The 26842-nt window shown below is 63.9% G+C and carries 31 protein-coding genes, 1 pseudogene and 1 riboswitch; of the genes and pseudogenes, 24 read left to right on the plus strand and 8 right to left on the minus strand.

Going from position 1 to position 26842, the window contains the following annotated elements:
• The first annotated feature begins 42 nt into the window (after window positions 1-42).
• From AC07M8_RS16720 to AC07M8_RS16730, 3 genes are all read left to right on the plus strand, one after another.
• Window positions 43-201, plus strand: a complete 159-nt coding sequence (locus AC07M8_RS16720) for a hypothetical protein (RefSeq protein WP_183128842.1) — start codon at window positions 43-45, stop codon at window positions 199-201.
• 766 nt (window positions 202-967) lie between these two features.
• Window positions 968-1927 carry a DUF2493 domain-containing protein gene (locus AC07M8_RS16725; protein ID WP_121905584.1) on the plus strand — a complete coding sequence of 320 codons (960 nt, stop codon included), beginning with the start codon at window positions 968-970 and terminating at the stop codon, window positions 1925-1927.
• A gap of 1145 nt (window positions 1928-3072) precedes the next feature.
• The gene (locus AC07M8_RS16730; protein ID WP_037527256.1) at window positions 3073-3483 is read left to right on the plus strand and encodes a single-stranded DNA-binding protein; all 411 of its coding nucleotides are present in this window, start codon (window positions 3073-3075) and stop codon (window positions 3481-3483) included.
• Window positions 3484-3555: 72 nt separating this feature from the next.
• On the opposite strand, the gene AC07M8_RS16735 is transcribed toward AC07M8_RS16730, so the two are convergent.
• Entirely contained in the window at window positions 3556-3828 is a 273-nt protein-coding gene (locus AC07M8_RS16735; protein ID WP_242152868.1) for a response regulator, read from the minus strand.
• A 704-nt stretch (window positions 3829-4532) separates the two neighbouring features.
• Here AC07M8_RS16735 and AC07M8_RS16740 point away from each other — a divergent pair.
• Window positions 4533-4697, plus strand: a complete 165-nt coding sequence (locus AC07M8_RS16740; protein WP_242152865.1) for a hypothetical protein — start codon at window positions 4533-4535, stop codon at window positions 4695-4697.
• A gap of 190 nt (window positions 4698-4887) precedes the next feature.
• Here AC07M8_RS16740 and AC07M8_RS16745 read toward each other — a convergent pair whose 3' ends face one another.
• Window positions 4888-5214, minus strand: coding sequence for a hypothetical protein (locus tag AC07M8_RS16745; protein ID WP_121905586.1), 327 nt, complete (start codon window positions 5212-5214; stop codon window positions 4888-4890).
• Between the two features lie 248 nt (window positions 5215-5462).
• On the opposite strand from AC07M8_RS16745, the gene AC07M8_RS16750 reads away from it, so the two are divergent.
• The 3 genes from AC07M8_RS16750 (at window position 5463) to AC07M8_RS16760 (ending at window position 8313) form a co-directional block, all read left to right on the plus strand.
• Complete coding sequence (locus tag AC07M8_RS16750) at window positions 5463-5855, plus strand: DUF3768 domain-containing protein (protein ID WP_183128844.1); 393 nt, start codon at window positions 5463-5465, stop codon at window positions 5853-5855.
• 1409 nt (window positions 5856-7264) lie between these two features.
• A complete protein-coding gene (locus AC07M8_RS16755; protein WP_121905587.1) occupies window positions 7265-7951 on the plus strand; it encodes a nucleotide-binding protein in 687 nt (228 codons plus the stop codon).
• Window positions 7948-8313, plus strand: a complete 366-nt coding sequence (locus AC07M8_RS16760; protein ID WP_147453227.1) for a hypothetical protein — start codon at window positions 7948-7950, stop codon at window positions 8311-8313. The genes AC07M8_RS16755 and AC07M8_RS16760 overlap by 4 nt, the downstream gene beginning before the upstream one ends.
• 424 nt (window positions 8314-8737) lie before the next feature.
• Here the strand turns inward: AC07M8_RS16760 and AC07M8_RS16765 are convergent, their stop codons facing one another.
• Both AC07M8_RS16765 and AC07M8_RS16770 read right to left on the minus strand, forming a co-directional pair.
• Window positions 8738-9034 (minus strand): VOC family protein, encoded by a 297-nt coding sequence (locus tag AC07M8_RS16765; protein WP_242152862.1) that lies wholly within the window; start codon window positions 9032-9034, stop codon window positions 8738-8740.
• 171 nt (window positions 9035-9205) lie between these two features.
• Window positions 9206-9466 carry a hypothetical protein gene (locus tag AC07M8_RS16770; RefSeq protein ID WP_121905588.1) on the minus strand — a complete coding sequence of 87 codons (261 nt, stop codon included), beginning with the start codon at window positions 9464-9466 and terminating at the stop codon, window positions 9206-9208.
• A 308-nt stretch (window positions 9467-9774) separates the two neighbouring features.
• On the opposite strand from AC07M8_RS16770, the gene AC07M8_RS16775 reads away from it, so the two are divergent.
• The 3 genes from AC07M8_RS16775 to AC07M8_RS16785 are packed head-to-tail and all read left to right on the plus strand — an operon-like array spanning window position 9775 to window position 12643.
• Window positions 9775-10338, plus strand: coding sequence for a hypothetical protein (locus AC07M8_RS16775; protein WP_346731971.1), 564 nt, complete (start codon window positions 9775-9777; stop codon window positions 10336-10338).
• Complete coding sequence (locus tag AC07M8_RS16780; RefSeq protein WP_259466936.1) at window positions 10335-11768, plus strand: relaxase/mobilization nuclease domain-containing protein; 1434 nt, start codon at window positions 10335-10337, stop codon at window positions 11766-11768. The genes AC07M8_RS16775 and AC07M8_RS16780 overlap by 4 nt, the downstream gene beginning before the upstream one ends.
• On the plus strand, window positions 11765-12643 hold the full coding sequence (locus AC07M8_RS16785; RefSeq protein WP_121905590.1) for a hypothetical protein: 879 nt from the start codon (window positions 11765-11767) through the stop codon (window positions 12641-12643). The genes AC07M8_RS16780 and AC07M8_RS16785 overlap by 4 nt, the downstream gene beginning before the upstream one ends.
• Window positions 12644-13075: 432 nt before the next feature.
• Here the strand turns inward: AC07M8_RS16785 and AC07M8_RS16790 are convergent, their stop codons facing one another.
• Window positions 13076-14059 (minus strand): LysR substrate-binding domain-containing protein, encoded by a 984-nt coding sequence (locus AC07M8_RS16790; RefSeq protein WP_435368477.1) that lies wholly within the window; start codon window positions 14057-14059, stop codon window positions 13076-13078.
• Between the two features lie 58 nt (window positions 14060-14117).
• On the opposite strand from AC07M8_RS16790, the gene AC07M8_RS16795 reads away from it, so the two are divergent.
• Genes AC07M8_RS16795 through AC07M8_RS16810 form a run of 4 tightly spaced genes read left to right on the plus strand, consistent with a single transcriptional unit; the run spans window position 14118 to window position 16972 of the window.
• On the plus strand, window positions 14118-15155 hold the full coding sequence (locus tag AC07M8_RS16795) for a YeiH family protein (protein WP_056056358.1): 1038 nt from the start codon (window positions 14118-14120) through the stop codon (window positions 15153-15155).
• Between the two features lie 59 nt (window positions 15156-15214).
• Window positions 15215-16285: a sulfite oxidase gene (locus AC07M8_RS16800; protein WP_031440360.1), complete on the plus strand. Its 1071-nt coding sequence runs from the start codon at window positions 15215-15217 to the stop codon at window positions 16283-16285.
• Window positions 16286-16296: 11 nt separating this feature from the next.
• Entirely contained in the window at window positions 16297-16794 is a 498-nt protein-coding gene (locus AC07M8_RS16805) for an MgtC/SapB family protein (protein WP_051583498.1), read from the plus strand.
• A gap of 52 nt (window positions 16795-16846) precedes the next feature.
• The gene (locus tag AC07M8_RS16810) at window positions 16847-16972 is read left to right on the plus strand and encodes a hypothetical protein (RefSeq protein WP_258191424.1); all 126 of its coding nucleotides are present in this window, start codon (window positions 16847-16849) and stop codon (window positions 16970-16972) included.
• A gap of 125 nt (window positions 16973-17097) precedes the next feature.
• On the opposite strand, the gene AC07M8_RS16815 is transcribed toward AC07M8_RS16810, so the two are convergent.
• The 3 genes and pseudogenes from AC07M8_RS16815 to AC07M8_RS16825 all read right to left on the minus strand — a co-directional run.
• Window positions 17098-17370: a CrcB family protein gene (locus tag AC07M8_RS16815; protein WP_201780755.1), complete on the minus strand. Its 273-nt coding sequence runs from the start codon at window positions 17368-17370 to the stop codon at window positions 17098-17100.
• Window positions 17371-17373: 3 nt separating this feature from the next.
• A complete protein-coding gene (locus AC07M8_RS16820; protein ID WP_082471096.1) occupies window positions 17374-17736 on the minus strand; it encodes a DUF190 domain-containing protein in 363 nt (120 codons plus the stop codon).
• 104 nt (window positions 17737-17840) lie between these two features.
• Window positions 17841-18173, minus strand: a pseudogene (locus tag AC07M8_RS16825) (chloride channel protein); the annotation flags it as partial.
• Between the two features lie 161 nt (window positions 18174-18334).
• A riboswitch (Fluoride riboswitch) is annotated at window positions 18335-18412 on the plus strand.
• Between the two features lie 23 nt (window positions 18413-18435).
• Here AC07M8_RS16825 and AC07M8_RS16830 point away from each other — a divergent pair.
• From AC07M8_RS16830 to crcB, 10 genes are all read left to right on the plus strand, one after another.
• Entirely contained in the window at window positions 18436-19836 is a 1401-nt protein-coding gene (locus AC07M8_RS16830; protein ID WP_056056360.1) for a voltage-gated chloride channel family protein, read from the plus strand.
• On the plus strand, window positions 19836-20258 hold the full coding sequence (locus tag AC07M8_RS16835) for a DUF190 domain-containing protein (protein ID WP_056056363.1): 423 nt from the start codon (window positions 19836-19838) through the stop codon (window positions 20256-20258). The genes AC07M8_RS16830 and AC07M8_RS16835 overlap by 1 nt, the downstream gene beginning before the upstream one ends.
• A gap of 8 nt (window positions 20259-20266) precedes the next feature.
• Window positions 20267-20704: an EamA family transporter gene (locus tag AC07M8_RS16840; protein WP_242152857.1), complete on the plus strand. Its 438-nt coding sequence runs from the start codon at window positions 20267-20269 to the stop codon at window positions 20702-20704.
• Between the two features lie 22 nt (window positions 20705-20726).
• Window positions 20727-22583, plus strand: a complete 1857-nt coding sequence (locus AC07M8_RS16845; protein ID WP_107963383.1) for an alkaline phosphatase family protein — start codon at window positions 20727-20729, stop codon at window positions 22581-22583.
• On the plus strand, window positions 22580-23158 hold the full coding sequence (locus tag AC07M8_RS16850; protein ID WP_056056368.1) for a histidine phosphatase family protein: 579 nt from the start codon (window positions 22580-22582) through the stop codon (window positions 23156-23158). Before AC07M8_RS16845 ends, AC07M8_RS16850 begins: the two co-directional genes overlap by 4 nt.
• A gap of 160 nt (window positions 23159-23318) precedes the next feature.
• Window positions 23319-24134 carry a universal stress protein gene (locus AC07M8_RS16855; protein ID WP_121905592.1) on the plus strand — a complete coding sequence of 272 codons (816 nt, stop codon included), beginning with the start codon at window positions 23319-23321 and terminating at the stop codon, window positions 24132-24134.
• Between the two features lie 9 nt (window positions 24135-24143).
• A complete protein-coding gene (locus AC07M8_RS16860; protein WP_056056401.1) occupies window positions 24144-24767 on the plus strand; it encodes a 2,3-bisphosphoglycerate-dependent phosphoglycerate mutase in 624 nt (207 codons plus the stop codon).
• Between the two features lie 14 nt (window positions 24768-24781).
• Window positions 24782-26083, plus strand: a complete 1302-nt coding sequence (gene eno, locus AC07M8_RS16865; protein WP_121883984.1) for a phosphopyruvate hydratase — start codon at window positions 24782-24784, stop codon at window positions 26081-26083.
• A complete protein-coding gene (locus AC07M8_RS16870) occupies window positions 26080-26481 on the plus strand; it encodes an undecaprenyl-diphosphate phosphatase (protein ID WP_056056372.1) in 402 nt (133 codons plus the stop codon). Before eno ends, AC07M8_RS16870 begins: the two co-directional genes overlap by 4 nt.
• A 3-nt stretch (window positions 26482-26484) precedes the next feature.
• Window positions 26485-26842 (plus strand): fluoride efflux transporter CrcB (crcB, locus tag AC07M8_RS16875; protein WP_495175392.1); only part of this gene is annotated, 358 nt, incomplete at its 3' end.

Genomic DNA, 26842 nt, shown 5'->3' on the forward strand with positions numbered 1-26842 from the left:
GGCGTCACCTTTGCCGAGGGTCACAAGGACCACGGGTGGACGATGGCGCTGGAGTTTCAGGCGCATCTCAATCGCGATTGGAACGTCGGCGATCACGCGCGCGAGATCAGCAGCATCCTCTCCGCTGGTCGCTTCGGGACCCACGCCCACGAAGGCTGGCCCGCTCTCGCCTTTCCGGCCGGGCGTCCCCGCTACGAATGACCCGAGCCGCTTGTGTCTCCCATTTTGCCAGCCTTCAGGAGTCCGGTCTCATGAAGACCTTCACCGACCCCTTTCGAATACCCTGCCCATTACCGTGCGGAAATCACGGTCGAGGCGGAAGATGTCGTCAGCGCCTGCCGCTCCGCTTGTCGATACGTCGCATACGACCGACGGGTGGAAGAGCCTCGGTACGGGGCATCCCACGTCGGCAGCGCTTGTCGCTGGAGGTGCGGACGTCGCGCCTTGGCGCCTTGACCTCGATTGGCGGCGCTGCTTCGCCCTGCCCGTCCCGGGCCTGTTCTCGCAAGCTACGGCGTGCGTGGGCTATGCCGCGACCCGGAGCGAGGATCTGGTCGACCCGCTTGCGCACCATGGTCGATGCGATCGGCGCCGATAGAGCGCCCACGGATCACCCCAGCGGCGATGGTCCGCTTGTGTGCAACGTGGCAGGCGCTTCTCAACGACATCGCGACGTTCGAGTTGAGCCCCACGTCAACCGTAGCAGCAAGCGTGGTCACGTCTGCGCCCGACGCCACCTGACGCCCGACAGCCCTCCGCCAGAGAGATGCGACACATGGGCGGCCGCGAGACCCCCGCAACCGCAAAAATCCGGGCCGAGTTGCCGCTTTGCGGCTGCCCGCACCACCCCGGTTTTTGCGGTTTCCCTCCGCTGCGCTCCGGTGCGGGCGCCTCTTATTCGGCCGCCCAGGAGGTGCGCATCCGGCGGATAGGCCGCCGGCCTCGATCAGATGAAGGGCTTGACCCCATGACCACTTCCCTCGCTGCCGCACTCTCCGATCTGGAGCTTGGACACCTCGAACCCCGCGCCGAAGACATTTCAGGCATGTGCCCGCCCTCGACCGAAGCACTGGAGCAGACCACCACCGCCATCTGGAGCGACCTGTTCGCAACCCTCCAGAACACGTCGCTCGAGCGCGACATCGAGGAGATGGGCTGGGGCCTAGTCAACCTCTTCCACCGGGCCGCGGCGAAGAAGCACGCGACCATCGACCGTCTCACCGACGAGATCAGGCTCCTCCTGGCCGAGCAGGACGGTTCGGAGATCAACACCGCTAACCTCGAGGACAAGATCGACCTTGCGAAGAAGATCGAGGAAGCCGCCACCTGCTACGAACACATGCGCGACACCGCAGCGGCTCACTATATCCGCGAGACCGGCCGTTCCTGGATCCCGTCGACCGGCAACCGCATTTCGCTCGGGGTTACGTCGGCAATCGTTGACGGACGCGCCTTCCTTCAGGCTCGCCGCGAGCGCGTCCGTGACGCCAACACGGCTCAGGGCACCCCGGTCGTGTTTGCCGGGGGACGGCTGACCTTCCGGACCGACGAGGACATGAAGGCGTTTGGCGACAATCTGCTGCGCACCCTGGGTGCGGTTCGGGAGCGCGTCGGCGACATGTATCTCGTCCATGGCGGCGACATGAAGGGGATCGAGCGCATTGCGGCGTCGTGGGCCGAGCAAAACGGCATCCAGCAAGTCCGCTTCGGTCTCGATCGCAAGCTGGGTGATCGTGCCGGCTTCCGTCGCAACGAGCAGATGCTCTCGCTGAAACCTCGCTACGTCATCGCCTTCCAGGGTAACGGCGTGACCGAGCGCTTGGTAATCGACGCCAAGAAGGCCGGTATCCGCGTGGTCGACCGCCGCGGCCCGCTCGGCACCCCGCCCGCAGCTCAGAACGCTCAGCGCGACCGAGAGGTCGCCTGAGCTTCGGCTCGGCCGCTGGCAAAGCCAGCGGCCTCGCCCTTTGCGGCCTCCCCGCGGAAATCCACTTACTTCCACCCCGTTGAGGAGCAAACCGATGCCTCGCCCAAACGGTTACAGACGGCTGCGCAAAGCTGGCGCTTCGCGCTTCCGCTGACGGCGACACCTACCACGTCGTCATGACGGACAACCACAGCGCTCCTCGCGCGCGCGGAACGAGGCTTTTCGACACCGTCGCAGACTCCGGCCCCGGCCTCCCGCCTGAGTGGTGAGGAAGCGGATCGCGCTGTCGATGCCATGATCGGTCGTGCAGGCTTTCCAAGGCGAACAGCCGAGCGTTGATGACTGGTTCCTAAGGGCAATCTTGCGAAGGTTCGGGTGAATAGTCTCGCGACCAGCGCGCTATTCCGCCGAGCCCCTAGCCGGTCTTGGCCTGTTCGGGTGACGCTCGACTGACGGGGACTTATCGCGCCCAAATCGCGATTCCGACGCGGAGCGGTTCCTTGGGGCGAGGCCGGAGCCTGCCCCGGGGCCGTGTTCCTCCCGGACAGGGGGCACGCCACCTCCACCGCGTTGGTCTCTGCGCCGGCTTCGCCGCGTTGTGCCAGGTGGGATGCACTGCCGGCAGGCACGTCAGCCGCGCTTGGTTCCTGCCGTCCAGGCGGGACGCTGCGCAGCACGAACCCCCCATCGTCATCTCGACACGCACGACGCGCGCGCGCCGTGACGGCGAAAGGCGGCACCAAGGTCCACGCCGCAACCATCATCCTTCACGACAGGCACCGGCGCAGGGCGCGAGCACCGGCGAGGGAGGGTGTCAGAGAGCGCCTGGATAGCGGAACCAGGAACAGTGACACTGCCGGACGAGCGACGCGACAAGGGCGTCCTGCCTCACGGTTCCATGTCCGTTGCCCGCCGGTGGGGGTCCATCCCCTCTCTTTCCTGAACGACCTAATCCGGCCGTCCACCCCCTCCAACCCGCGATCATTCGGGCCGAGTTGCCGTGTGCCACGGCTGCCCGCACCACCCCTTCGATCGGGGTTCCCCTTCGCGTCTTCGCGCTTTCGGTGGAGAGGGCGTCCTGGCCGTCTTTTTTGGTGTTCAGTCGAGGGGACGGACCCCCCGGCGAGCAAAAAAGGAACCTCGAAATGCAGAACCTCGTCATCCTCGCCGGCAACGTCGGCGCCACGCCTGAAGTCCGTACCACCCAGGGCGGCACCAAGATCACCAACTTCTCCCTCGCCACCTCGCGGCCCAAGCGCGACCAGGATGGCAAGACCATGAAGGATGGCGAAGGTCGCCGGGTCGAGGACACCGAATGGCATCGGATCACCTGCTTCAACGGGGTCGGCAAGACCGTCGCGCAGTATGTCGAGAAGGGCCAGAAGGTCATGGTCCGGGGCCGCATCCACTACACCCGCTGGACCGACGATCAGAACATCGAGCGCTACGGTGTCGAGATCATCGCCGACGAAGTGACCTTCCTTTCCTACGGCAAAAGCCGCCAGGAACGCCAAGGCGCCGCCCAGGACGATGAGGCGGATGACGTCCCCTTCTGAGGGAGGCAGTACGGGCCCGGAGCTGACGCTCCGGGCATCTTCTCGCGTTCACCGGCAATCAGGACCGCAAGGTCACAAATTCTGCAAAAAGCAGCTAAACCGCCTGCTTGAGCTGCTCGGGTTGCTTGTTGTGCGGCAGCTTCTCCCTGAATGTCGGTGAACCATACGATCGTTGAACGGCTTGCCGATGAACGTCGCTTTGTCGGGCATGTCCCCCGGACCCGGCTTCACGTTGCCGCTTGCGATCACGATCTCGATCCAGGGCCAATGCTCGGCAACGTAATGGGCCAGCGCGAACCCGTCAGTGTCGCCAGGCATCTCCACGTCGGAGAACAGTAGCGTCACATCGTCGGCGTGATCGGCTAGAAGGGTTTTAGCCTCCTTGCCCGTACTCGCCTCGTGAAAACGAAACCCCGCCCTCCTCTAGAATGTCGCAGGCGTGCATGAGGATAAACGGATCGTCGTCGACGACCACGGCATAAGGGACGGTAGAGCTCGCCATCCCGTCTAAACCCTTGTTATGAAACCGGGTTGTCTTTGTTGGTGTCTCGAACCGAGTTGGCGTCTCCCGGCGAAGCCGGGACCGTCGCTCTATTCCGCTTCGCTGCACCGAGCCCGTAGCCGGTCTCGGCCCGTTCGGGTGACGATCGACTGACGGACGCGCAGCGCGGAAACTTCTTTCCGGAAAGCGGCAACTTCCTTCCATCCTAGCCCGGCCGGGGCTGCACCGCCGCGCAGCGCACTGTCCCCGTCGACATCGGGGCGCAGAGAGGGGGCACGGACTGGGCAGGTGTCCACCGCGCCTGCGAGGGCGCGCGTTACCGGCAAACCAACGCTGAGCACGACGTTCCGGGCAGGCGGGCTTCACCCCGCTCTTGAGGCGCAATCCTTGGGCCGGCTCAGGGCCTTGTACGATCAACCCGCCAGGGGTCCGGGCGCTTCGCTACGGCTTTTTTCGCAAGCGAAAAAAGTGATCGCGGCCCTTCCCCGTCCTGTCGGGCGCCTGTCGAGCGGGGATGAACCCCGCCGGCTTCACAGGAGCCTCGGACATGTTCAACGATATCTGGATCGCCCGCAAAAACGCCATGGGCCTCGCAAGAACCTTGATGGTGGCAACCATGGTCATCGCCGTCGGCACCCAATATTCCGTCATCACCGCCGAAGATCACGACGGCTCGCTCACGATCGTCAACGAGTACGACCCTTACGCCTGAGCCTCCCGGGGGGCTTCGGCCCCCCTCCCCTTTCCGCTCGTCATGAAGGCGCCGGAGCGGGCATCGAGCCCGCCCCGGCCCTGCTGCGCAAGCACAGCAGCGCCGTGAGACGAAGGGCTTCTGCTTCTTTCTGTCCACCGCTTGGGTGCGGGATCCAAATTCAGACGGAATCTCTTCCGGAGGCTGGCGATCAGCTCCACGCCGTCCGGACAGGCGTCAGTGCCTCGAACACCTTCATCAGTCGCGGGTCGCGCAGGAGCGTCACCCATTCGCGGCCATAGGTTCGCGACGCCAGATAGAAGGTAGACCCTTCGCACTCGACCATCCGGCAGCGCTCCAGTTTGTCGACGAGCGAATAGTTAGAGCCGTGGCGTGCCACGATGTCTTCCAGCTCGGCCCGCATCAGCGTTCCGCATTTGCAGCACCGGGTCCGGACCAACGCCTTCATCCTGAGCATATCGCCGGCGCTGTCCATCCAGCGGGGCCACAGGGCAACGATGTTGGCAGCCGTTTCCATGGTCGAACGATACGCCCCGATCGGCGTGGTCGTCCAGCATCAGCCTCGACCTGAAGTCTCTTCCAGGTCGACGATCCGCGCGGCATTTCGGGCTCCTACGTCCTGGCCGGGGCGCCCTCCCGCGCAAGCCCGCCAGCGGGCTTCTCCACTCCGTTGCGACCCTATGGGTGCGCGAGCGATCTATGCCCCGGCCGTCCTGTCGCCTGTCGAAAGGCCCCGATCGTCGGGGTCATTGGCAGGAGACCATCATGGCCGAGCAAACGCCTCAATCGAACCACGCCAAGGGTGGCGCAGCGGAGATCGCCCGCCTCAACGACTGGCTGCGCGAGCATCTCACCGCCCCGGGCAACAACCGTGTCGTGATGACCAGCGGGATCGCAGACCTGATAGGCGACGTCAGCCTCTTCCGAAACTTCCGCAAGCGGGCGGAGCTGCTCCGCGCGGTTCGCGACTTCGCTGCCTTCGACGAAGCGATCGACACGTACGGCGAGCACGATCTGGGCCGGTTCCGGTTTGAAGGCGCCGACTGCTACTGGAAGATCGACTATTACAATCACTACCTGAGCGCGGGCTCGGAGGATCCGGCAGATCCTTTCAAGACCACGCGCGTCCTGACGATCATGCGCGTCGACGAACGATGATGCACCGCCCCGGCGTGATGGCGTCGGGGCTCTTCGTTCTGCCGAGAGGATCGGATCGCGAATGTCGAGTCCCCCCTCCCCACTCAACGCCCTGCGATGAGCGCAACCGAGCGCGTGCGACGGAAACGCGAGATCGACTTCCCACGTGGCAACGTCCGCATGAAGCGGCCTTCTTCCCGATGAGATCGAGTGGCTCAATGCCCGTGACTTGCCGCGGAATTCGATAGCGACCGGCTGACGGTCGCGATTTGGGCAACGACGGTTGTACGGGAAGGGTGATTGGCGCGCGTGGGAGGCAAGACCGTCGCGTGGGTCGCCGCCTCCCCTGCCCTACCAACGTCGGAAAGGCTCTGTCGTCGACTCTGTCCATCGTGACGACCGGGCGGAGCCAGCGTCAAGGATGCGCGGTTCCCCCGATTTTGACGCGGCCTTCGCTTCGCTCCGACCACGACAAAATCGGCACCCCCACGCCCCGCTTGCGCGGCCGCTGCGCGGTCCTGTGACCCTGACCCCACCCGATCGTCAGCCGGCATCCGTCTCAACGAACAGACGGAGGTTCACATGCACGTCCAAACCGCACGCACCCAGGCATGGCTCGCTGAACTTGCAAACGTCCGAGCGGAGATCGCAGCACACGGGATGCCCGAGCGGGCACCCCCCCCCGCAGTAAAGCGGACCCGCAAGCTCAAGCCGCTCTGGGAGGAATGAACATCGTCCGGGCGGCCTCGGCCGCCCGATTAGAGGATCGGGTCTTCGTCTTGAGCGTCGTTATATCCGGTGTGGTGCAGGTCGTGTCGAACGAGATCGGGCCGTGGGTACTTCACGATCGATTTCGCCATTTTGCGCTTTGGTGAACGCCGATCGCGTTCGTCGCGTTCGGCGTCTCAATCTCTTGTCGATTTGTGGCTTGGCACTGCGGATTCATCAATTGCTTTGGCGACACGCGAACTGAGGGTGATTGTTCCTTCGTCTGGTAGCTGCTTGGTAGCAACGAGCTAGCGACATTGTAGCGATCTGATCGCGGTTTGCGTTCGGGTAGCAACCCGATAGCTATGACGTAGCATGTTCATACACGGTGTGGCCCTGCTCCTCGCGCCTATACAACCGCGTCTCGACGGTATCGCAAGGGTGCGTATCGCTAGTTGGTAGCAAGTAGCAACCGGCTACCAACCAGGCCGCGAGCATGTAGCTTCTTGGCCGCAACATTGTCGCACCTAAGCTGCAACAGGCTCGCGATAAACTCGCTACCACCTCGCGGTCAATTTGCGATCAAATCGCAACCATATCGCAAGCTGCTCGCTGTCAGATTGCGTCAAAGTCGCTAGACGCTAGCTGCTAGGTTGCGATATAGCAGCTTCATGAACGCTGGCTGCTACATGGTAGCAACCTGGCCGCAACGGGAGAGCAGCATGCCAGTCATCAGCTTCGTGTCGCCGAAAGGCGGGGTGGGCAAGACCACCGCGACATTGTTGCTCGCCGGAGAGTTGGCGGAGGCGGGGGGTACCGTGCGCCTGATCGATGCTGACCCGAACCTTCCGCTGGTCGACTGGGGCCAGTTACCGGGACGACCGGATGCGATAACTGTCGTCGGGTGCCGCGACGAAAACGCGATCATCGACGAGATCGAGAGGGGCGCGTCGGAGGCGCGCTTCACACTCGTCGACCTCGAAGGCGCGGCGACCGCGACCGTCACGTTCGCAATCGCGCAAAGCGATTTGGTGATCATTCCTTGCAAGGGGTCGCATCTGGATGCCACCCAGGCTGCCCGCGCTATCAAGCTCGTCAAGCAGACGGCGCGCGGCACCAGGACAGAGATCGATTATGCGATCCTGTTCAGCCAAATCCCGCCGGCGCTGCGCTCGAACAATCAGAAGGACATCGCGGAGCAGTTCAACGATGCTGAAATTCCAGTCCTTCCGGTCATGATCTATAATCGCGAGGCCTACCGCGCGATGTTCGCCGCTGGTGGAACGCTTCGCACCATCAACGACAAAGGCGTCGGCAACATGAAGGCAGCGCTCGAGAACGCCGAGGCCTACGCGGCAGCGGTGATCGCGAGGCTGCGTAAGGCGCGTACCGTGAAGGAGGCAGCATGACCCGGACCCGGCTCGATCTCTCGGAGTTCGATGATACGCCCCCGAACAAGGATCCAGCCAAGCTACGCGAGATCAGCGACGGGGCGGGCTTTCCGTCGCGTCCGGCTGTCCCAGCTGTAGCTGCTCCGCCTGTAGCGGCGCCCGTGCCTCAAGAGCGTCCCCAAGCCGGGACATTCCAACGGCCGCCACGCGTAACCGGCAATCGCAATATCGCGATCAACGTGAGGGTAGATCCCGAGACCGCTGCGCGACTCTATGCTCTTCGTGACGCGGACCCGGCACGCAAACGCGTGCTCGCCGACGTCGTCGCTGATGCGGCGCTTTTGCTTTACGAGCGCGAGATTGGCGGGGCTGCTTCATAGGCAGGGCAGGGGGCTTGCATGGCCGTTAGCGCGGCGACGCAACGCAATCTTGGTTGACCGCCCGCGCGCCGCAGAACCTCGTTAAAGGCGGCCCCACGATCGAATAAATAGGGCGTGATACCTCGCTTGGCAGGACCGCGACAGCGCCCGAAACACCATACGAGCGGCGCTCGCGTGCACAGGCGCACGGGCGATCGCCAACCACCAACACGACGCAGTCTGTGGCAGGCCGGCAGGGGAGGGGGCAGCCTGATCTGGCGCCGTCAATCTGCTTTCGGGTATCCTGCTAGGCCGCGCTGAAGCGAGCGCCGGCCGTCAGCCTCCGTCGGCGCAACACCCAGACAGGCCGTGGCTGCCAAGATTGGGGAACCGCTGCGTTCGATCCCAGCCAATGCGCTTACCGCATAGAATGGCGGATCGAAGGTCATCCCTTGCCCACGCTAGGTTCGATCAAATCCCATCGGTTTCCGTAGAGGTCTTCGAAGACCGCCGCCGTGCCATATGGTTCATGGCGAGGCGCTTCAACAAAACGGATGCCCCGCTGCGTGTAAGCGAGGTGGTCACGGGCAAAGTCGTCTGCTTCGAGAAACAGGAACACGCGACCGCCGCTTTGATCGCCGATCGCCTCACGTGGCCGGTCGCCAACCGCTCGCGCTAGTAACAGTCCGTTTGCCGCACCATGCGGCGCGACCACCACCCACCGCTTGTCATCGGTCAGCACGGTATCTTCACGCAGTTCGAAGCCAAGCTTCTCGACGAAGAAGAGAGCGCGGTGTCATATTCGTCGACAAGGAGAGCGGTCAGGTTCAAGCGTTGAGGCATCCGATGAGGCTGCCCTAATCTGGATACTAGGCCAACGCCGGCTTCTCGTCTGGATGGTGGACCTGGAAGCCTAGCCTAGCGACGCAAGCTGGCTTGCCACCGCTTTGCCGCCGTGTTTCGAAATAGCCGTCGCGATTGCCCGGGCATCCGCTTTGTCGATCGCTGCAATTTTAACCCGCTCGAGCGCTGCGGTTAGAACCGGACGACCAGCGTCTCGAGCCGTCTGCTCCGCCGCCTTTGCCTGTTCGTCCAGATGAGCAAGTTCCGCTTTTAGAGCTTCCCGCCGAGCCTCGATTGTTGCGAGATCGACGGCGTTTCTTGATCGAGCCATTCTTTGAATCCGGTTCCAATAGAGAACAACTTACCATGTTGCGGGCAATCCGGGAGATAGCAGGTAGGCGTACCTAATCGTACAAACGCCTTGCGCCGGCGCCACAAGAACGAAAGTTACTTGTAGCAAGCATACAGTCAATCACTTTTCACCTCCGCGTTTGGAGTGATTTAGCTCCAAAAAGGTCGTTGTTTCATGAGAACAGGCAATTACTAGGGATGGCAGGATATGCCTCACGGCACCAATGTTTAACATTGGTTTGTGGGGCGCCGCTGCACGGGGCTTTTGAGATGAATGTAGGCCTGCGGTTGAAGGACGATTTGGTCGCCGAGATCGACCGCGTTGCCGCGGCGAATGGGCAGACCCGAAGTCGCTGGATGGCAAACGTATTGGCCAACGCAGTGCTGGCTCCGGAGAACGATGACATTCCGGTGATGCCGATTCAGGGTAGGGGGGATCCCGACGATCTCATTCGCGTCACCGTCCGCCTCGACCGGAGCGAGGTCGAAGGCATCGACACCGTAGCGGCGCCGATGAAGATGACGCGAAACGAATGGATCAAACGCACGCTTCGCTGGCAGCTTTGGGACAAGGCGGGCGTGCTGAGGCTGGCGCCAGCCACCCAGGCTGAGATCGTCGCGTTGCGCAAGCAGGTGCTTCTGATCGGCCGGAACATCAACCAGGCGGTCCATGCGATGAACGCCGCCAACCAGCCCGAAAGCTCGCTCGACATCGCCCGCGTCGCCGGTCCCCTCATCGAGAAATGTGAGGAACTGAAGACGCTGCTGTTTACGACCCGGCTGGGCCTATCTGCTTCGATCGGGGCAGAGGTCGGGTACTGGACCGAAACCTACCGAGCGTCAGGAGCGTGAGCTTCCGCTTCTCTTCTGGAACGATGGACTCCATGGCGGGCGTCTTCGCGCCGCCGAAGAAGTACCGCCTCGGGACTGGAGGCGGCAACGCAAAGGGCCCGAGAACGGGGGGCACGATGCTCGGTCTTGCCGTTGCGTCGATGTTCCCGAAAGCCGCATCCTCGTCGGGGACGTCGCGTGCCAGTGCGCAGGCTAAGCACGCTTTCGGGGGCGGAACGCAGGCCCGAATGAGCGGCCAGGCGACCATGGCTGCGGATCGCACATCGCGTCGCGTCCCCGAGGTCATGGTGCGGATCACGGGGCGACAGCATGGCGGCGGACACGTCATGGCCAACTTCGCCTACATCAGCCGGCTGGGTCACGGTTCCGACGAGGAACTCGGTCTTGAAACGAGCGAGGGCGTCATGCTGCGTGACGGACGGGACATGCAGATTCTCGCGACGGATTGGCATAGCTTCGAGATGGACGGGGACGCCAGACGCAAGGGTGCGACGTCCATTTCGATGATCCTCTCGATGCCGACGGGGACCGATCCGGAGCGTTTGAAAGCGGCGGCCCTGGACTTCGCACGCGAGGAGTTTGCGAACCGGTCGTGGGTTGCCGGCCTTCACGTCGATCGCGACCATCCGCACGTTCACATCACGATCGCGCGTCGCGATTTTGACGGGCGCCGCTTTCATCCGGACCGGGATGATCTGTTTCGATGGCGGCAACGCTTCGCCGAGAAGCTCCGCGAACGCGGCATCGAGGCCAACGCCACGCCGACCAGGGCGCGCGGTATTGACCCCGCGCATGAGCACATTGCGGTACAAAAGATGCGCGACAAGGGGCAGGTTCCGCGGCTCGATAGGAGCCGGGCGGAGCGCGCCATGCGCCTCCGCGACCAGGGTATATCCGACCCGGTCGAGGCCATTATTGCAAGTCGGCAGGCCATCGTTCGCGCGACCTATATGCGATCCGTCGCGGAGCTGTCGGCTTCGCCCTCCCTCGCCGATCAGGTGGTGGCACAGAGCCTCGGGCGGTTCGTCGCGGCATTGCCGCCGCCCGAGCCCAACTCCGCTCGGGCGATGCGTGCCGGTTCACCGTCCCGCACGCGCGGCGCGATTGTCGATGCTCGGACGCGCCCCGCTGTTGCGGATCCCGGGCCCGATCCGATCGCCGCAGCACTGGAACGTTCTCGCGTCTTGCGTGGAAAGCTGGAGGCCAAGCAAGCACTTCGGGAGAGACCCGAGCGGACCGAAGACACGCCGCATGAACGCCGACCTTCGGGGGTATCCGAGCGCCTTCGCTCGCTTATGGACGAGGCCGAACGGCAGGCCACGGCACCGACGCCAAGCAAGCCGGAGGAGGTCCTTCGCGAGATATTGGATCGCGACCGCGCCACTCGGGACCGAGTGCGTTCGCCGGATAAGGGTGGGCCAGAACGATGAGCACGGACAAGGTAAGCGTTGCTCTTGCAGGCGTTCTGGATGCGTTGACGTTCGTGCAGGAGCAGCTCGATGCGCTGACCGCGAGCACCCAGCGCATCGAGGCGACACACAAAGAGATCGTCCATAGGCTCGACACGATCGATGCGGGCCAGGCCGCCGTGACGGATCTAACGCCGATCCTCGAGATGATCCTAGGGCGATCGATCGGCGATCGTGAAATCATGAAGACGCAACTCGGTACGATTGCGGCGGCGATCGGCTTCGCCCATGCCGCCGCTAACGGTAACCGAGCACCCCTGCCTGTCGCAGTAGCCAGCGATCCGCTCCTCGAGCGCTTTATCCTGACTCAACCCGCGGATCTGTTATCGGACGAGCGGTCCTTGACGGACTGGCGCAACGCCGCGTCGGCCGCCAGCACAGCCGAGCTTATTGTTCTCCTGAACCGGCAGTATCAGCCCTCACCAACGGATACCCCGGAGACCCGGGTCCTGCGCTACCGCCTGGCGGCACTAACGCGAGCCGAGATCAAGGGGAGGGGGGCTGCGCCGCCGGCACCACCGGGCACCACCGTGGCGGTCGATCGTACAGCCTCGGCTTGCCTGATAAGGTCCCACGAACTCGCCGAGCTATGGCGTGCAGGGGAAAGCGCAGCGCTTTACGGCGAACCCGAACTGGCGGGCGCCATAGATATCTTCGACGATGCAGAGCGCAGGCTGGGGCCTGCGGCTGGGGAGCATTCTCTACCCGAGCTGGTCTCGCTTCACAGCGATCTAGCCAGCCGCATCGAGGCAGGCGATCGACCGGACATCGGTGACAGTCGCAGGGCTTCCAGCAACGACCGTGCGACTGCGGTCGAGCTCACCAAGGATCGTTAGACGAAGTACGTTAAAGCGGATCGGCGGGTTCCGACCAACTCACGCCGTTCCTCAGCAAAGGGGTAAATGGCGGCTTCTCTCAAAACCTGCCACTCACCCTACGCGAACACGATGTTCGGCTTCGCGACCCCTCCCAGCCATCCCCCTGTTGAGTGAGAGGCGATTGACCTGCCATGTCGGAAAACACCCGTTTGTCGTGCATCCAGGATGGCGACAGGGTTTTCCGCCGTAATCGATGCCTTCAGGGACAAAGGCGTCGTCCCGGCACGGTCTGCTGAACAACAGCTACTGCCAGATCCGGCCGCTCGTGGGCGATGTCCCGTCCTACTATGGCGCAAATCTGGTGGAGTGCGGTCAGACAGGTTTCAGCAAGGAGATGGCGATCGCGGGCGGTCCCACAAAGGATGGCGTTTTGAGAATGCCGATGCGTACCTACCGCCGCTGCAACCCGATCACGTCCAACAGCGCATCCGCGGCTTTCGTGCGATAGCGTTCCTTATGCCGCAGCCCGAAGAAGGGGCGAGGAGCGAATGTGATCGGTGCGACGTGCAACAGACCTGCCTTGATGGCCGGGTCGACCACCAGCGCCGACAGGACAGCAACGTCCACCCCAGCCTCCACGGCCGTTCGGACGCTTTCATTAGACGGCATCGTCAGCGCCACGTCGAGGGCAGCCGGATCGACCCCCAAGCCGCGCAACTCGCTATTCAACGTCGATCGCGTGCCTGATCCAGGCTCCCGTTGCACCCAGCGCGCTCGTCGCAGCCATGTCGCGTCGATGTCGATGTCGGCGAAAGGTTGTGCTCCGACGAGCAACAGCTGGTCTTCGCCGATCGGCCAATGCGCCAACGCTGGATCTTCGATCTCGCCCTCGACAATACCTAGATCGGCCTTGCCGTCATTGACGTGTACCGCGGCCTGCCCGGTGTTGCCGATCGACAGTTCGATACTGATCGCCGGATAGCGCTCATGGAAAGTTGAAAGGATGGGCGGCAACCAGCAGACGGCGATGGTCTGGCTGGCGACGAGGCGCAGCGTGCCCCGCTTCAGTCCGCCAAGCTCCTCCAGCACCGTCTCGGCCGCGTCGGCCCGCGCAAGAACTCCGCGAGCCTCGGTCAGGAACAGCCGTCCGGCCTCTGTCAGAGCGATGCCGCGCCCGACGCGGTGGAAGAGCTTGGTTGCGTGTCGCTCCTCAAGCGAGGCGATGGCTGCGGAAGCCTCTGACTGCGTGACGTTTAAGGCCGCGCCGCGACGGTCATATGCTTGCGCTCGGCCACGCCGACGAAGATGCGCAGTTGCTCCAGTGTCACACCGCACCTGATATAGAAACCGATCACGATTGACGATCGGAATGACAACAAGGCTAAGTTGGAGCGATCGGTAGGCAGGGTTTAGATCGTGCGACGGAAGGAACACCGCCGTGGCCAGTTTTGCCTATCCCGATCGTATATTCCCGACCGTCCAGACTAGCAGATTGCCCGCGCTGCTGCCCGGCGTCGGCCTCTGCCTCGCCGTCACCGGCTCGGCCTACGCGCTGGAGGTGGGCGAGCGCGCACTGGCCGGCAAGGCGTGGCTGGAGGCGCTGGTGCTCGCCATCCTGATCGGCACCGCCGTGCGCAGCCTGTGGACCCCGGATGAAAGGTGGCACGAAGGCATCGCATTCAGCGCCAAATACTTACTGGAGGTGGCGGTCGTCCTGCTCGGTGCTTCGGTCAGTGCCGCGACCATCTTGGCGGCCGGGCTGCCGCTCCTCGCCGGTATCGCCGGCGTGGTCGTGAGCGCAATCCTGCTCAGCTTTGGGATCGGCCGATTGCTCGGCTTGCCAACGCGGATGGCGCTGCTGGTGGCTTGCGGCAATTCAATCTGCGGCAACTCCGCCATCGCGGCCGTGGCACCGGTAATCGGCGCCGACAGCGACGACGTAGCTGCCTCGATCGCGTTCACGGCGGTACTGGGTGTGGTGGTAGTGCTTGGCCTGCCACTGCTCGCGATTGCGCTCGGCATGGGCGGGCTCGCCTTCGGGGCGCTCGCCGGGCTCACTGTCTATGCCGTGCCGCAGGTGATCGCAGCCGCCTCGCCGTTGGGCGCCACCGCCGTGCAGATGGGTACGCTCGTCAAGCTGGTGCGCGTGCTGATGCTCGGGCCGGTGTGCCTTGTTCTGTCGCTGGTGGCGCCTCGTCTCGCGCCGCAGTCGGTTCCCGAAGGCGAGTTCGTCGCCGGTGCGCCTACGGCCAAGCGGATGGACCTCGCCCACCTCGTGCCCTGGTTCATCATCGGCTTCCTCGCACTGGTCGCCTGCCGCTCGCTAGGTCTGGTGCCGACCGTCGCCATCGCGCCGATCGGCCGGAGCGCCACGCTGCTGACCGTCGTTTCCATGGCGGCGCTCGGGCTCGGCGTGGACGTCCGCACCGTCGCCAAGGCCGGGGGCCGCGTGACCATGGCCGTCGTGTTGTCGTTGCTCGGCTTGGCCGCGATCAGCCTGACGCTGCTGGCCGCGCTGCACATCGCATGATCGGGCAAGATAGTGAGGATGAGGCCGAGGCCAAACCGATTGTCAGGCGTTACAATAGCATGAGCGAGCTGATGATAGAGCGGAACCCCGAGCCCTACAACGCCGAGCCGGTGCCCGGCGCCTTGATCGAGCGGTTTTTGACGCCACAGAACCTGTTCTATGTGCGCAGCCATGGGCCCGTGCCGGACCTGCCGGCCGATCACCGGATTGAGGTGGGCGGGATCAGTGTGGGCGAGTGCTCCATCTCGATTGCGGAGTTGAAGGCGCGCTTTCCGGTCCGGACTGTCACGGCTGTGCTTCAATGCGCCGGCAACCGCCGGACCGATCTCCAACAGGTGGGCAAGACTTCAGGCGATCCATGGGACATAGGCGCGATCGGCAATGCCGAGTGGACGGGCGTGCGGCTCGCAGACCTGTTGGATGCAGTTGGAGCATCGGACGCGTCCAACCTGTTCGTCTGCTTCACCGGCGCTGACGAGGTGGATGTGGAAGGCGAGGTGGCACCGTTCGGCGTCTCGATCGCTATGACCAAGGCGCGGGCGCCCGACGTGCTGCTCGCCTGGGCGATGAACGGCGAACCGCTGGCACCCGAGCACGGTGCGCCGTTGCGTCTGGTCGTGCCAGGCTATGCTGGCGTGCGTAGCGCCAAGTGGCTGACCCGGATCGAGGTCAAGGACACGCCCTCCGAGGCGCCGATCCAGGCGCACGATTACAAGCTTTTTCCGGCCGACGTGACCAGCGAGACGGCGGACTGGACGCAAGGGCTGACGATCAACGCCATGCCGCTCAACGCCGCGATCTGCTCGCCTGGTTCGGGCGAGAGCCTGCCCGCGGGCAAGGTCCGGATCGAGGGCTATGCCGTCGCCTATGAGCGCGGCGTGTCGCGGGTAGAGGTGTCGCTGAACGGCGGTCGAGACTGGCGGCAGGTCGATTTCTCCGACGATCCGGACGGGCAGTGGAGCTGGCAGCGCTGGTCGCTAGATGCGGAACTGCCCAAGGGGCGCCAGCACCTTGTGGTGCGCGCGTTCGACGATGCGGGCCAGGGTCAGCCCGAACTACCCGATACGATGTGGAACTTCGCCGGATACCTCTGCACGGCCTGGCACCACGTCCACGTGCTGGTCGAGTGAATCCGCCGCCTTTGTCGGTCGATCTCGCCTTCTGGGTCGACGCGATCGGCAGGATGATCGTGGCGACGGCGGCCGGCATGACGCTCGGCTGGGAACGGTCACGCGAGAACCGACAGATCATGGGTCTGCGGACGCTAGGGCTGGTCGGGCTCGCGAGTTGCATCGCCGTCCAGGCGATCGTCCACAGCGGCTTGCCGAACGTGAACGCCGATGCAGCAGGTCGGGTGATGCAGGGCATCCTATCCGGCGTCGGCTTCATCGGCGCGGGCGCGGTCCTGCGCGTCGGCAGCGGGCAGGAGGTGCATGGGCTGGCAACGGCGGCGTGCATCTGGGTGTCAGCGACGCTCGGAGCGGCAGCGGGATTGGCGGTGTGGCCACTGCTTGTGGGCGGTCTGCTGCTGGCGATGCTCGTGCTGTTCGTCGGCGCACCGCTCGAACGCCGTATCCGCGAACGCGCCCGGCAGACCCCGGCCGAAGCGGACCGGCGGGACGCCGAGCAGAAACCCTGAATAATCCTTGGCGCGAAACGGTGTACCAGTAGTTTTGCAGACGGGGGACTTCATGAGCGATATCGACAAGAAGAAGCCCACCACGCAAGAATCGGCCGAGATTCTGGAGCTGGAGGAGTCGGTCCGCGCCAAACACAAGGCGAAGGTTGACAACGTCAAGGAAGATGATCGCTTCTGAGCCGGTTGGCGCCGCTAAGCCGGGCTGAAGGAGCGAACGAGAGCGAGGCCGCCGAACAGCGCGAGCACGCCCAGCCCAACCGATCCGACAACATAAAGGGCAGCTTGCCCGACTTCGGCTCTCTCCTAATGCAAGGCCGCTTCCAGCGAGAAGGTCGAGAAGGTCGTGACGCCGTCCAGCCCGCCGGTGGTGAGGAACAATCGCCATCCCGGGCTCGATCCGCTTCGCAACAAGAACCAGCCCCCCAGCAGACTCATAAGGAATGAGCCGAGCACGTTGATGATGGGCGTTCCGATCGACAGGTCGGGGCCGAACAGGCGCAGGCTGAGGCCGTTCAGCCCATACCGCAGCATGCCGTCGGAACCAGCCCCGGCGAACACAATCAGGTATGGCCCCATGCCTCAGCCAACCAGCTCGGCCGTATCCGCATCTTCCTGGCGCAAGCCCGCCGGGCTGACCGTCCAATGCTCCAGGTGCTTGTAGACGATGACCTTGTTCGCAAGCAGGTCGCCATGCGCCCGGCAGAAGCCTTCGAGCTGCTCGCGCTGGCCGATCAGTTCGACACACATGGTGAGGTGTGGATCGGCGATCTCGGCGCCGTTCTCATGCACCGGGCCGTGGTTGCTGTAGCCGTAGTGGGTATAGTGGGCGACAGCGTTCATGATTCCGTCCGCCTTGGCCTGCGCGACGAGCGTTCGGTCGAGCGGCTTGGCAGCCCAGCGTGAGCGCGTGCCCGGCTTTACCGCCTTATCGGCTAGCTTCATGTAGATGCGGACCAGCCGATCTCGGTCTGCGACACGTGGTGGGCGTCGGACATGGATAAGCCTTCCGTGAGGTAAGGAGCGAACAGGTCTGAAAGGTCGGACACGGGACGGAGCGCGCGCGCATCGCGCAGCGTCAGGTCCGGCGGCAGGGTGCTGCCCGCCCGCTTCGGCACCGCCACCCGTTGCGACAGGTAGATGCCGTTATGCCCGGAGCAGGCGTAAGCGACGAAACAGGCGACCGCGACCGGCACTGCGGTCTCGGCGCCGAACAGCTCGACGCCCATGATCGTGCAGGCGAGCGGCGTATTGGCCGCGCCCGCGAACACCGCCACGAAACCGAGCGCGGCAAGGAGGTCGACGGGGACACCGATCGGGCCGGCGAGCGCATGACCCAGCACCGCGCCGATGAAGAACAGCGGCGTGACCTCGCCGCCCTTGGGCGGCGGCTCTTCGCCTGCTCCGCCGGCCACAGCAATCGGATGGCTGCGAGCAACAGTATCGGTCCGTCAGTTATCCTGCCGTTTCGGGCCTGTCATCCGGCAACCATACAGTTTCATTTCTACATCGGATTGACGTTGCCGCACCGCGGCGACATATAGCGGCCGAAGGCGATGGATTTCCGCCTGGCTATGTTGGCCGAACCGCCCTCGCAAGGGCCGATGATTCCTACCGGGCGCCGCAAGGCAGCAAGGAGGAATTGTGCGCGCGACGTTTCGCAATCTCTATAACGAATTAAATTTGGCCGCTTTTTTTCGCGATCGCCATGACCATGCCCTGTCGGTGTTGCGCTGGACGCTGATCCTCGTGCCGATGGCGGCGCTGGTGGGAACACTCTGCGCGGCTTTCCTCTGGAGCCTCGACGCCGCGACACAGGCGCGGTTCGACTATCCCTGGCTGCTTTACCTCCTGCCCTTAGGCGGAGCGGCGGTCGCGTTGCTCTATCACCTGACCGGCCGTTCGGTCGAAGCGGGCAATAATCTCATCGTCGAGCAGATACACGAGCCCGGAGGCGGCGTTCCGCTGCGCATGGCACCGTTGGTCTTCATCGGCACGATCGCCACTCATCTCTTTGGCGGTTCCGCAGGGCGTGAGGGCACTGCGGTCCAGCTCGGCGGCAGTCTCGCCAGCGCCGTTGCCGGCCTCTTCCGGCTCGATCCTGCCAGCGTCCGCATTCTGCTTATGGCAGGTGTCGCAGCCGGCTTCGGTGCGGTCTTCGGGACCCCGCTCGCCGGGGCGGTGTTCGCACTCGAGGTGCTGGCCGTCGGACGTATCGAATACGGCGGCATCATCCCCTGTCTGCTAGCCGCGCTGGTCGGCGACTGGGCATGTCACGCCTGGGGCATCCATCATACGCCTTACCACATCACCTATGTGGCCTCCGCGAGCGGTGCCTTGTTCGTCGAGCCGGTGTTGCTCTTCAAGGCGGCAATAGCCGGCGTAGCGTTTGGTCTCGCCGGACTTGTGTTTGCAGAAGCCAACCACGCCTTCGGCGGAGTTTTGAAGCGCCATATCCCTTACGGCCCTGCGCGTGCGGCGCTGGGCGGGGTGCTGGTCATCGCGCTGGTCTGGATCGTTGGTACACGCGCTTATCTCGGCCTAGGCGTATGGTCGGCCATTCCCGGTGATCCCACGATCGCCGGCTTTTTCACCGGCCCTGCCGATCGGTGGAGCTGGGCGCTCAAGATGCTGTTCACGGTCGTGACGCTTAGCGCCGGCTTCAAGGGCGGCGAGGTGACCCCACTATTTTTCATCGGCGCAGCGCTCGGTAATGCGCTCGGTTGGCTGCTTGGCGCACCGCTCGATCTGTTCGCGGGACTAGGCTTCATTGCGGTGTTCGCTGGCGCGGCCAATACGCCGCTCGCCTGCACGATCATGGGGATCGAGCTGTTCGGAGCGGCCCACGCCGTCCCAATCGCAGTCGCTTGTTTCATCGCCTACATCTGCTCGGGCCATAACGGCATCTACCTGTCGCAGCGGATCGCGGTGCCAAAGCGCGCGTCTCGCGCGCATACCGGGGCTGCGACCCTGCGCGATGCTCGTGCGTCACGGCGCGGCCCCCGTCCATCCCCGACCCCCGTCATCACCAAGGAGCATGACTGATGTCTCAACAGCATAAGGTGACGCCGAGCGAGATCGGTATGATCCGCATCTATCTAAAGCCATCCGACAAGATCGCGACCGGATCGCGCAGCTTCTGGTCGCGCAAGCCGCTCTACCGTGAGCTTGTCGCGCAAGCGAAGCGCGACGGCATCATGAACGCGGTCGCTCACAACACGCACTACGGCTACAGCAATCACGGCCCGGTGCGCGAAAATGGTTCCGAAATCGCCGATCCGCACCTGACCATGTGTGTCGAGTTGATCGGGCAGCGCCACGAACTGGAACGCTTCTGCGAAGCACATGGCGAGATCCTTGGAGGCAAGGTTATCGTCTACAAGCATCTCGAACACTGGAGCATTGGCTCTGCCGGTATCCGTCACGAAGATGCCGCGCCCGCGATCCTCGCGGCAGAGCCGGAGTGAGCGCGAGGATGAGAAGCACCGCTTCAGCGTCCTGGCTCGTCTGGGCATTGGGCTCCGCCGGCTTCGCCGCGATGACCGCGATTTTCGCGAAGATCGGCGTCGAAGGGATCGACTCCGATTTGGCCACGCTCTTTCGGACGCTGGTGATAGTTGCCGTGCTGACCATCCTTCTTGCGGTCACGGGCAAATTTCAGCCACTCGATGCGATCAGTCCGCGAAGCTGGCTGTTCCTTGCCCTTTCGGGCCTTGCGACGGGTGCCTCCTGGATTTGCTACTTCCGCGCCTTGAAGATCGGCGATGCCGCCCGCGTCGCACCGATCGATAAGCTGAGCGTCGTCTTCGTCGCGGTGCTCGGCGTGGCGTTTCTCGGTGAGCATCTTTCCACCCGCGGCTGGCTTGGGATCGTCCTGATCGGTGCGGGAGCCGTGCTCGTCGCCCTTGCCTGAACCTCGAAACCGGAACCCAACGATGCGCCTCCTTGCGACACTCTCTGCGACCCTGGTCCTCACGGTCTCGCCCACGGTTCAGGCGCGCACGCCAAAGCGCCACCCGGCGCCCCACAATGTCATTCTTGTCGTGATCGACGGCCTGCGAGGCAAGATCGTCACATCCCAGAGCGCGCCGACGCTCGCGCAATTGCGGGACACCGGCACCTATTTTTCCAACAGCCACTCGGTCTTCCCGACGTTCACCACCGCCAATGCGTCGGCGCTCGCAACCGGTCACCAGCTCGGCGACACCGGAGACTTCAGCAACACGATATGGACTCGTGCGCCGATTGCTGCAGCTGCCGGCAGCGTGACGCCCTTCCTCGAGAACGATGCTGTTCTGGGCGAGGTCGACGAGCATTTCGGGGGCAATTACCTCAACGAGACCACCGTTCTCGAAGCGGCGCGGCAAGCAGGGTACGGCACGGCCGCGATCGGCAAGCTCGGTCCCGCATTGATCCAGGACCATCGTGCACGCGACGGAGCCACCACACTCATCATCGACGATTCAACCGGGCGTCCCGGCGGGATTCCGCTGTCTGCCGACGTTGCCGCTCGCCTCACGCAGGCAGGGCTTGCGCTGCAAGCACCGGACCGCGGCAGTAACGGACGGTCCGGGGATGCCCGAATCCCCGGAACGACGAGTGCCAACCGCGTGCAGCAGGACTATCTCATCGACGTCGCGACCCGGGTCGCTTTGCCGGTCTTCCGAAAGCAGCACCGGCCGTTCGCCATGGTGTTCTGGTCGCGCGATCCCGATGGCACGCAGCACAATCAGGGCGACAGCCTCAATCAGCTGACGCCGGGCATCAACGGTCCCACGACCTTCGCCGCGATCCGCAATGCCGACTATGATCTAGCGAAGCTGCGCGCAGCACTCGATCGCTTGGGTCTTGCGAAGACGACCGACATCATCGTCACGTCGGATCACGGCTTCTCTACGATCTCCAAAGAAAGCCGGACCAGCTCCGCAGCACGCGGGCGCTATGTCGATGTTCCCGAAGGTTTCCTACCGCCCGGCTTCCTTGCGCTTGATCTGGCGTCCGCCTTGAACATGCCCGTATTCGATCCAGAAGCGGGCAACACGCGGGTCGCGGACGGCAAGCATCCGAGCCGCGGCAACGCGGTGCTCGGTGCCGATGCGACGAGACCTGACGTAGTGGTGGCGGCAAATGGCGGGTCCGACCTCCTCTATCTACCGACCCGCGATCCTGCCCTAGCGGCACGGGTCGTTTCCGCACTGCTGGATCAGGACTATGTCAGCGGTATCTTCGTCGATGACCGCCTGGGAGCAATCGCCGGAACACTGCCGCTTTCCGCGATCAATTTGAAGGGCGAGGCACTCCCGCCGGTGCCGTCGATCGTCGTCAACTTCCGATCCGCCAACACCGGGTGTGCGATTGCGACAAACTGCCAGATCGAAGTCTCCGATACGACCCTCCAGCAGGGGCAGGGCATGCACGGCAGCTTCGGCCGCGGTGACACATTGAACTTTACCGCAGCGACCGGCCCGGACTTCAAGCGCGGCTTTGTCGATCCAGCACCGGTCAGCAATGTCGACGTGGGCCGCACCATGATGGCATTGCTGAATCTCCTCCCCACCCCGCGCGGCCATCTGACCGGCCGGGTACTGCGCGAGGCGATGCCGGGTGGAACGGTGCCGCGCTACGAGGGTCGCGAAGAGCGCTCGCAGCCTGCTGCCAACGGCCTCGCGACCGTCCTGCAATATCAGCAGCTGGGCGGCATCCGCTATCTCGATGCCGGCGGCTTCCCCGATCGGACGCTCGGTATAGGAACAGCATCCGTCCCATCGGGTGAAAAGGCGATGCGGCGATGAACCGGCTCCCACAGATTTGGCTCGTCCGTCACGGTGAAACCGCTTGGAGCGTTTCGCGGCAGCATACGGGACGGACTGACATCTCGCTGACCGAGGCAGGAGAAGCCGCGGCGAAACGAATAGCCGAACGTCTGCCAAGCTTGGACTTTACCGCCGTCTGGTCGAGCCCTTCGATACGGGCGCGCCGGACCGGGGAATTGACCGGTTTCGCGACCCGCCTGGTGCCTGCCGACGATCTCGCGGAATGGGATTACGCCGCCTACGAGGGACGAACCAGGAAGGAGATCCTCGCCGACCGCCCGGACTGGAACCTGTTCCGCGACGGCTGCCCGCAAGGAGAGACTCCGGAGGCGGTCGCAGCCCGAGCCGATCGCGTCATCGCATCGCTGCGTGGGCGCAACGCCGATGTCCTGATCTTCTCGAGCGCTCATATTCTCCGCGTGCTGACAGCGCGCTGGCTCGGCTTACCCGTCGGGGCCGCTGCCTATTTCCTGCTCGATACGGCCAGCATCAGCGTCCTCGGGTACGAACATGATGGCGACGAGCCGGTCATTCGGTCGTGGAACCAGTCATGATGCGCCTTGTGACGCGGTACTTCGCGTATCCAAATGAGGGTGCCTGGATGGGATGGGCGGGGAAGAGCCATCCTGCGCCGTCGCAAGGGTTCAAACGATCCGGTGCCCAGCATTCCGGAAACTTCACACACGCCTTCACCCCCGCCCGGGAGACGATGCCATGAAACTGCTTGCCGTGATTGTCGGTGCCGACAGCGCTGCCGCCTGCCTCGATGCGGCGGTTCTCGCCGCCAGATCTCTTGGCGAGTCATCGATCGAGGCCCTCAATGTTGTCGTCGATCCCGAGCAGATCGCGGTTGCGAGCGAGGAGATCGACTTTCAACGCCTACGCGCGCGCGACGAGGGGACAGCCCAAGAGCGCGCGGATGCGGCGCGGGCCGCCTTCGTTGCCTGGACCGCAGCTACCAGCGATGACACACCCGAGGTCGCCTGGCGCTCGATCGTCGGCACCGAAGAAGCGACGGTCAAACAGGAGGCGGCAAATGTCGATGCGCTGATCGTCATCGCGCGCGAGCAGACGATGGACGGCGGCGACGCCCTGCACGCCGCAATTTTTTCGACCGACAAGCCCGTCCTCATCGTCCCGGCTGGGTGGAGAGCCGGCGCGCGAACCGGCTTCGAGCACATGGCCGTCGGGCTCAGCGACAGTGACACGGCGTGCCACGCCATTGAGGAGGCAGCCCCGTGGCTTCGTGTCGCCAAGCGTGTCACGGCAATCCGCATCGGTGAAGAAACCGATCCGGCGCTGGGCTTGGAAGCCTTGCTCGACGAAATCTGTGTTCGTCACGAATTGCATGTGGTGCCGCGCTCCAGCGAGAATCTGGGTGCCCAGCTCGTCGCCGAAGCGAAAGCGATCGGCGCCGAGCTTCTCGTGACCGGCGCCTATCGGCACAACCAGATCATCGAGTGGTTCATGGGCGGCACGACGCGCCACATCCTCGCCGCTGCCGATATACCCCTGCTGATGGCGCACTGAGGGGTGACGATGCTCCCGCACGCGCGTCTGGTCCTCGTTCGACACGGCGAAAGCGAAGCCAACGCAGCCAACCGATTTACTGGTTCTGCGGATCCGGCGCTAACGCCTCTGGGGCACCGTCAGGCCGAGGCGATCGCACACCGCCTGATCGCGCAAGGCATTCGGCCTGCACGGATTTTCCGCTCTACCCTTCGGCGTTGCGCGGACACGACGGCTATCGTCACTGCCGTGATGGGGGCACCAGATGTCCCTATCACGGTAGACCGGTCGCTCAACGAGCGCGATTACGGTGCGCTCACTGGTCTCAACAAGACCGAGGCGTCGGATCGCTACGGTAAAGATCAGGTCCGCCAATGGCGACGCTCCTATGCGGCTGCCCCGCCACACGGCGAGAGCCTGCGCGACACCGTCGCGCGCGTGCTCGCCTATTACGTTCGGACGATGCTGCCTGCCGTGATGAGTGGCGGCACGACACTCGTCGTCTCCCACGGCAACGCGTTGCGGGCGCTGGTTATGGCGCTCGACGGCCTTGATGCCGCCCGGGTCGAGACCCTCGATATCCCGACCGGAGGGGCGATCCTCTACGATTTCAGTTACACGACCGCGATCATCGGTCGCGCTATCCTTCAGTGACAAGGACTCCGACCATGCCGGCCAGCAGCCACATCACCAGCCTCCGTGCCCTCGAGATCCTCGACTCCCGAGGCTATCCGACTTTGTCCGTCACCGTGACCTTGGACAACGGCATCACAGCATCGGCATCGGTGCCGTCGGGTGCGTCGACAGGCGCACATGAGGCCGTCGAGCTCCGCGACAACAACCCCGATCGTTTCGCCGGAAAGGGTGTTCGGCAAGCCCTGCAGAACGTCGAAGGCGAGATCGGCAGCGCGATCATCGGAATGGATGTCTGCGCGCAGCCGGACATCGACCGGGTGATGATCGAACGCGATGCCACGCCGAACAAGGCGCGGCTTGGCGGCAATGCGATTCTGGGTGTTTCGATGGCGGTCGCGCGCGCCGCATCATCGGTGCTCGGGCAGCCGCTTTACGAGACGCTCGCCGGTACGACCGACTACCTCCTTCCGATGCCGTGCATGAACGTCCTGAATGGTGGCAAGCATGCCGATAGCAGCCTCGACTTTCAGGAATTCATGATCGTTCCGGTGGGAGCCTCCAGCTTCGCCGAAGCGATGCGCTATGGTGCGGAAACCTATGCCGCATTGCGCGACCTCCTCCATGGTCGCGGCCTCAAGACGGCAGTCGGCGACGAAGGCGGATTTGCCCCGAACCTCAAAAGCAACGAGGCCGCCTGCGAGTTGATCGTCGATGCGATCGAAGCCGCGGGTTATCGACCGGGTACAGACATCGCCATCGCGCTCGATCCAGCCGCATCGTCCTTATCGGATGGGGAGCAATACGATCTTGCGCGGTCGGGAACGGGCCTGCTCGACCGCGCAGGCTTGCTCGCGCTCTACGGGCGCTGGATCGATGCGTATCCGATCGTTTCGATCGAGGACGGGTTCGGTGAGGAGGACTGGCAAGGGTTCATCGACCAGACCGTAAGCCAGGGTAGCCGGATCCAGATCGTCGGCGACGATCTCCTGGTCACCAATCCCCGGATCATCCGGGAAGGCATCGCTCGAAAAGCTGCCAACGCAGCCCTCATCAAACCCAATCAGATCGGCACCGTCACGGAGACGATCGAGGCGGTTCGCATCTGCCACGCTGCGGGATGGGGAACGATGGTGTCGCACCGGTCGGGCGAGACCACGGACGCCTTTATCGCCGATCTCGCGGTTGCGGTCGGCGCCGGGCAAATCAAATCCGGCGCACCCTGCCGGGGTGAGCGTTTGGCCAAATACAACCGACTGATCGAGATCGAAGCCGAGCTCGGCGCCAAAGCACGTTTCACCAATCCCTTCGTGTCGCGACCGAAGCCCCGGACGTGACGGATCTACCCTCGCTGATCGCTCCGATCGTCCTCGGCATCGTCGAGGGATCGACCGAGTTCATCCCGGTTTCCTCTACCGGCCATCTCATTTTGACCGAACGACTGATCGGCTACGAAGGGCGGCAAGCCGGGATCAGCGATGTCGTCATTCAGGTCGGGGCGATCCTCGCGATCTGCTGGTTGTACCGCGCGCGGCTCTGGTCGGTCGTCTCCGGCTTGTCGTCCGATGCCGACGCCCGCCGCTTCTCGAGAAACGTGCTGGTCGCCTTCCTTCCCTCGGTCGTGGTCGGCGCGTTGGCGCATGATTTCATCAAGCGCCTTTCGGTGCACCGTTTCCAATTGTTGGTCGCCGCTCTCCTCTCGGTGACGGCAGTTCAGATGATAGTGACGGGGTGAACGATGCCGATCTGGCTTGGCTTTCTGGTCGTGTTCCTGGGCTCGGGCGTGGGCGGCATGCTGCGTCACGGCGTCGGCATCGTGGCACTACGTCTTATGGGGCCAACCTTCCCTTGGGGAACCTTGGCCATCAACGTGGTCGGCTCGGCGCTGATGGGCATGATGATCGGCCTGTTTGCCGCCAAGAGCATCGAAAATGCGGAGTTGCGCCTGTTCGTGACGACGGGACTTATCGGCGGATTTACGACCTGGTCGACCTTCTCGCTCGATGCCGTGACATTATGGGAGCGCGGCGAGACCGGCGCCGCGATCGGCTATGTGCTGGCAAGTCTTGTTCTCTCGGTCGTCGTTCTGGCGATTG

This window comes from Sphingomonas sp. GW821-FHT09E03 (assembly GCF_059416225.1).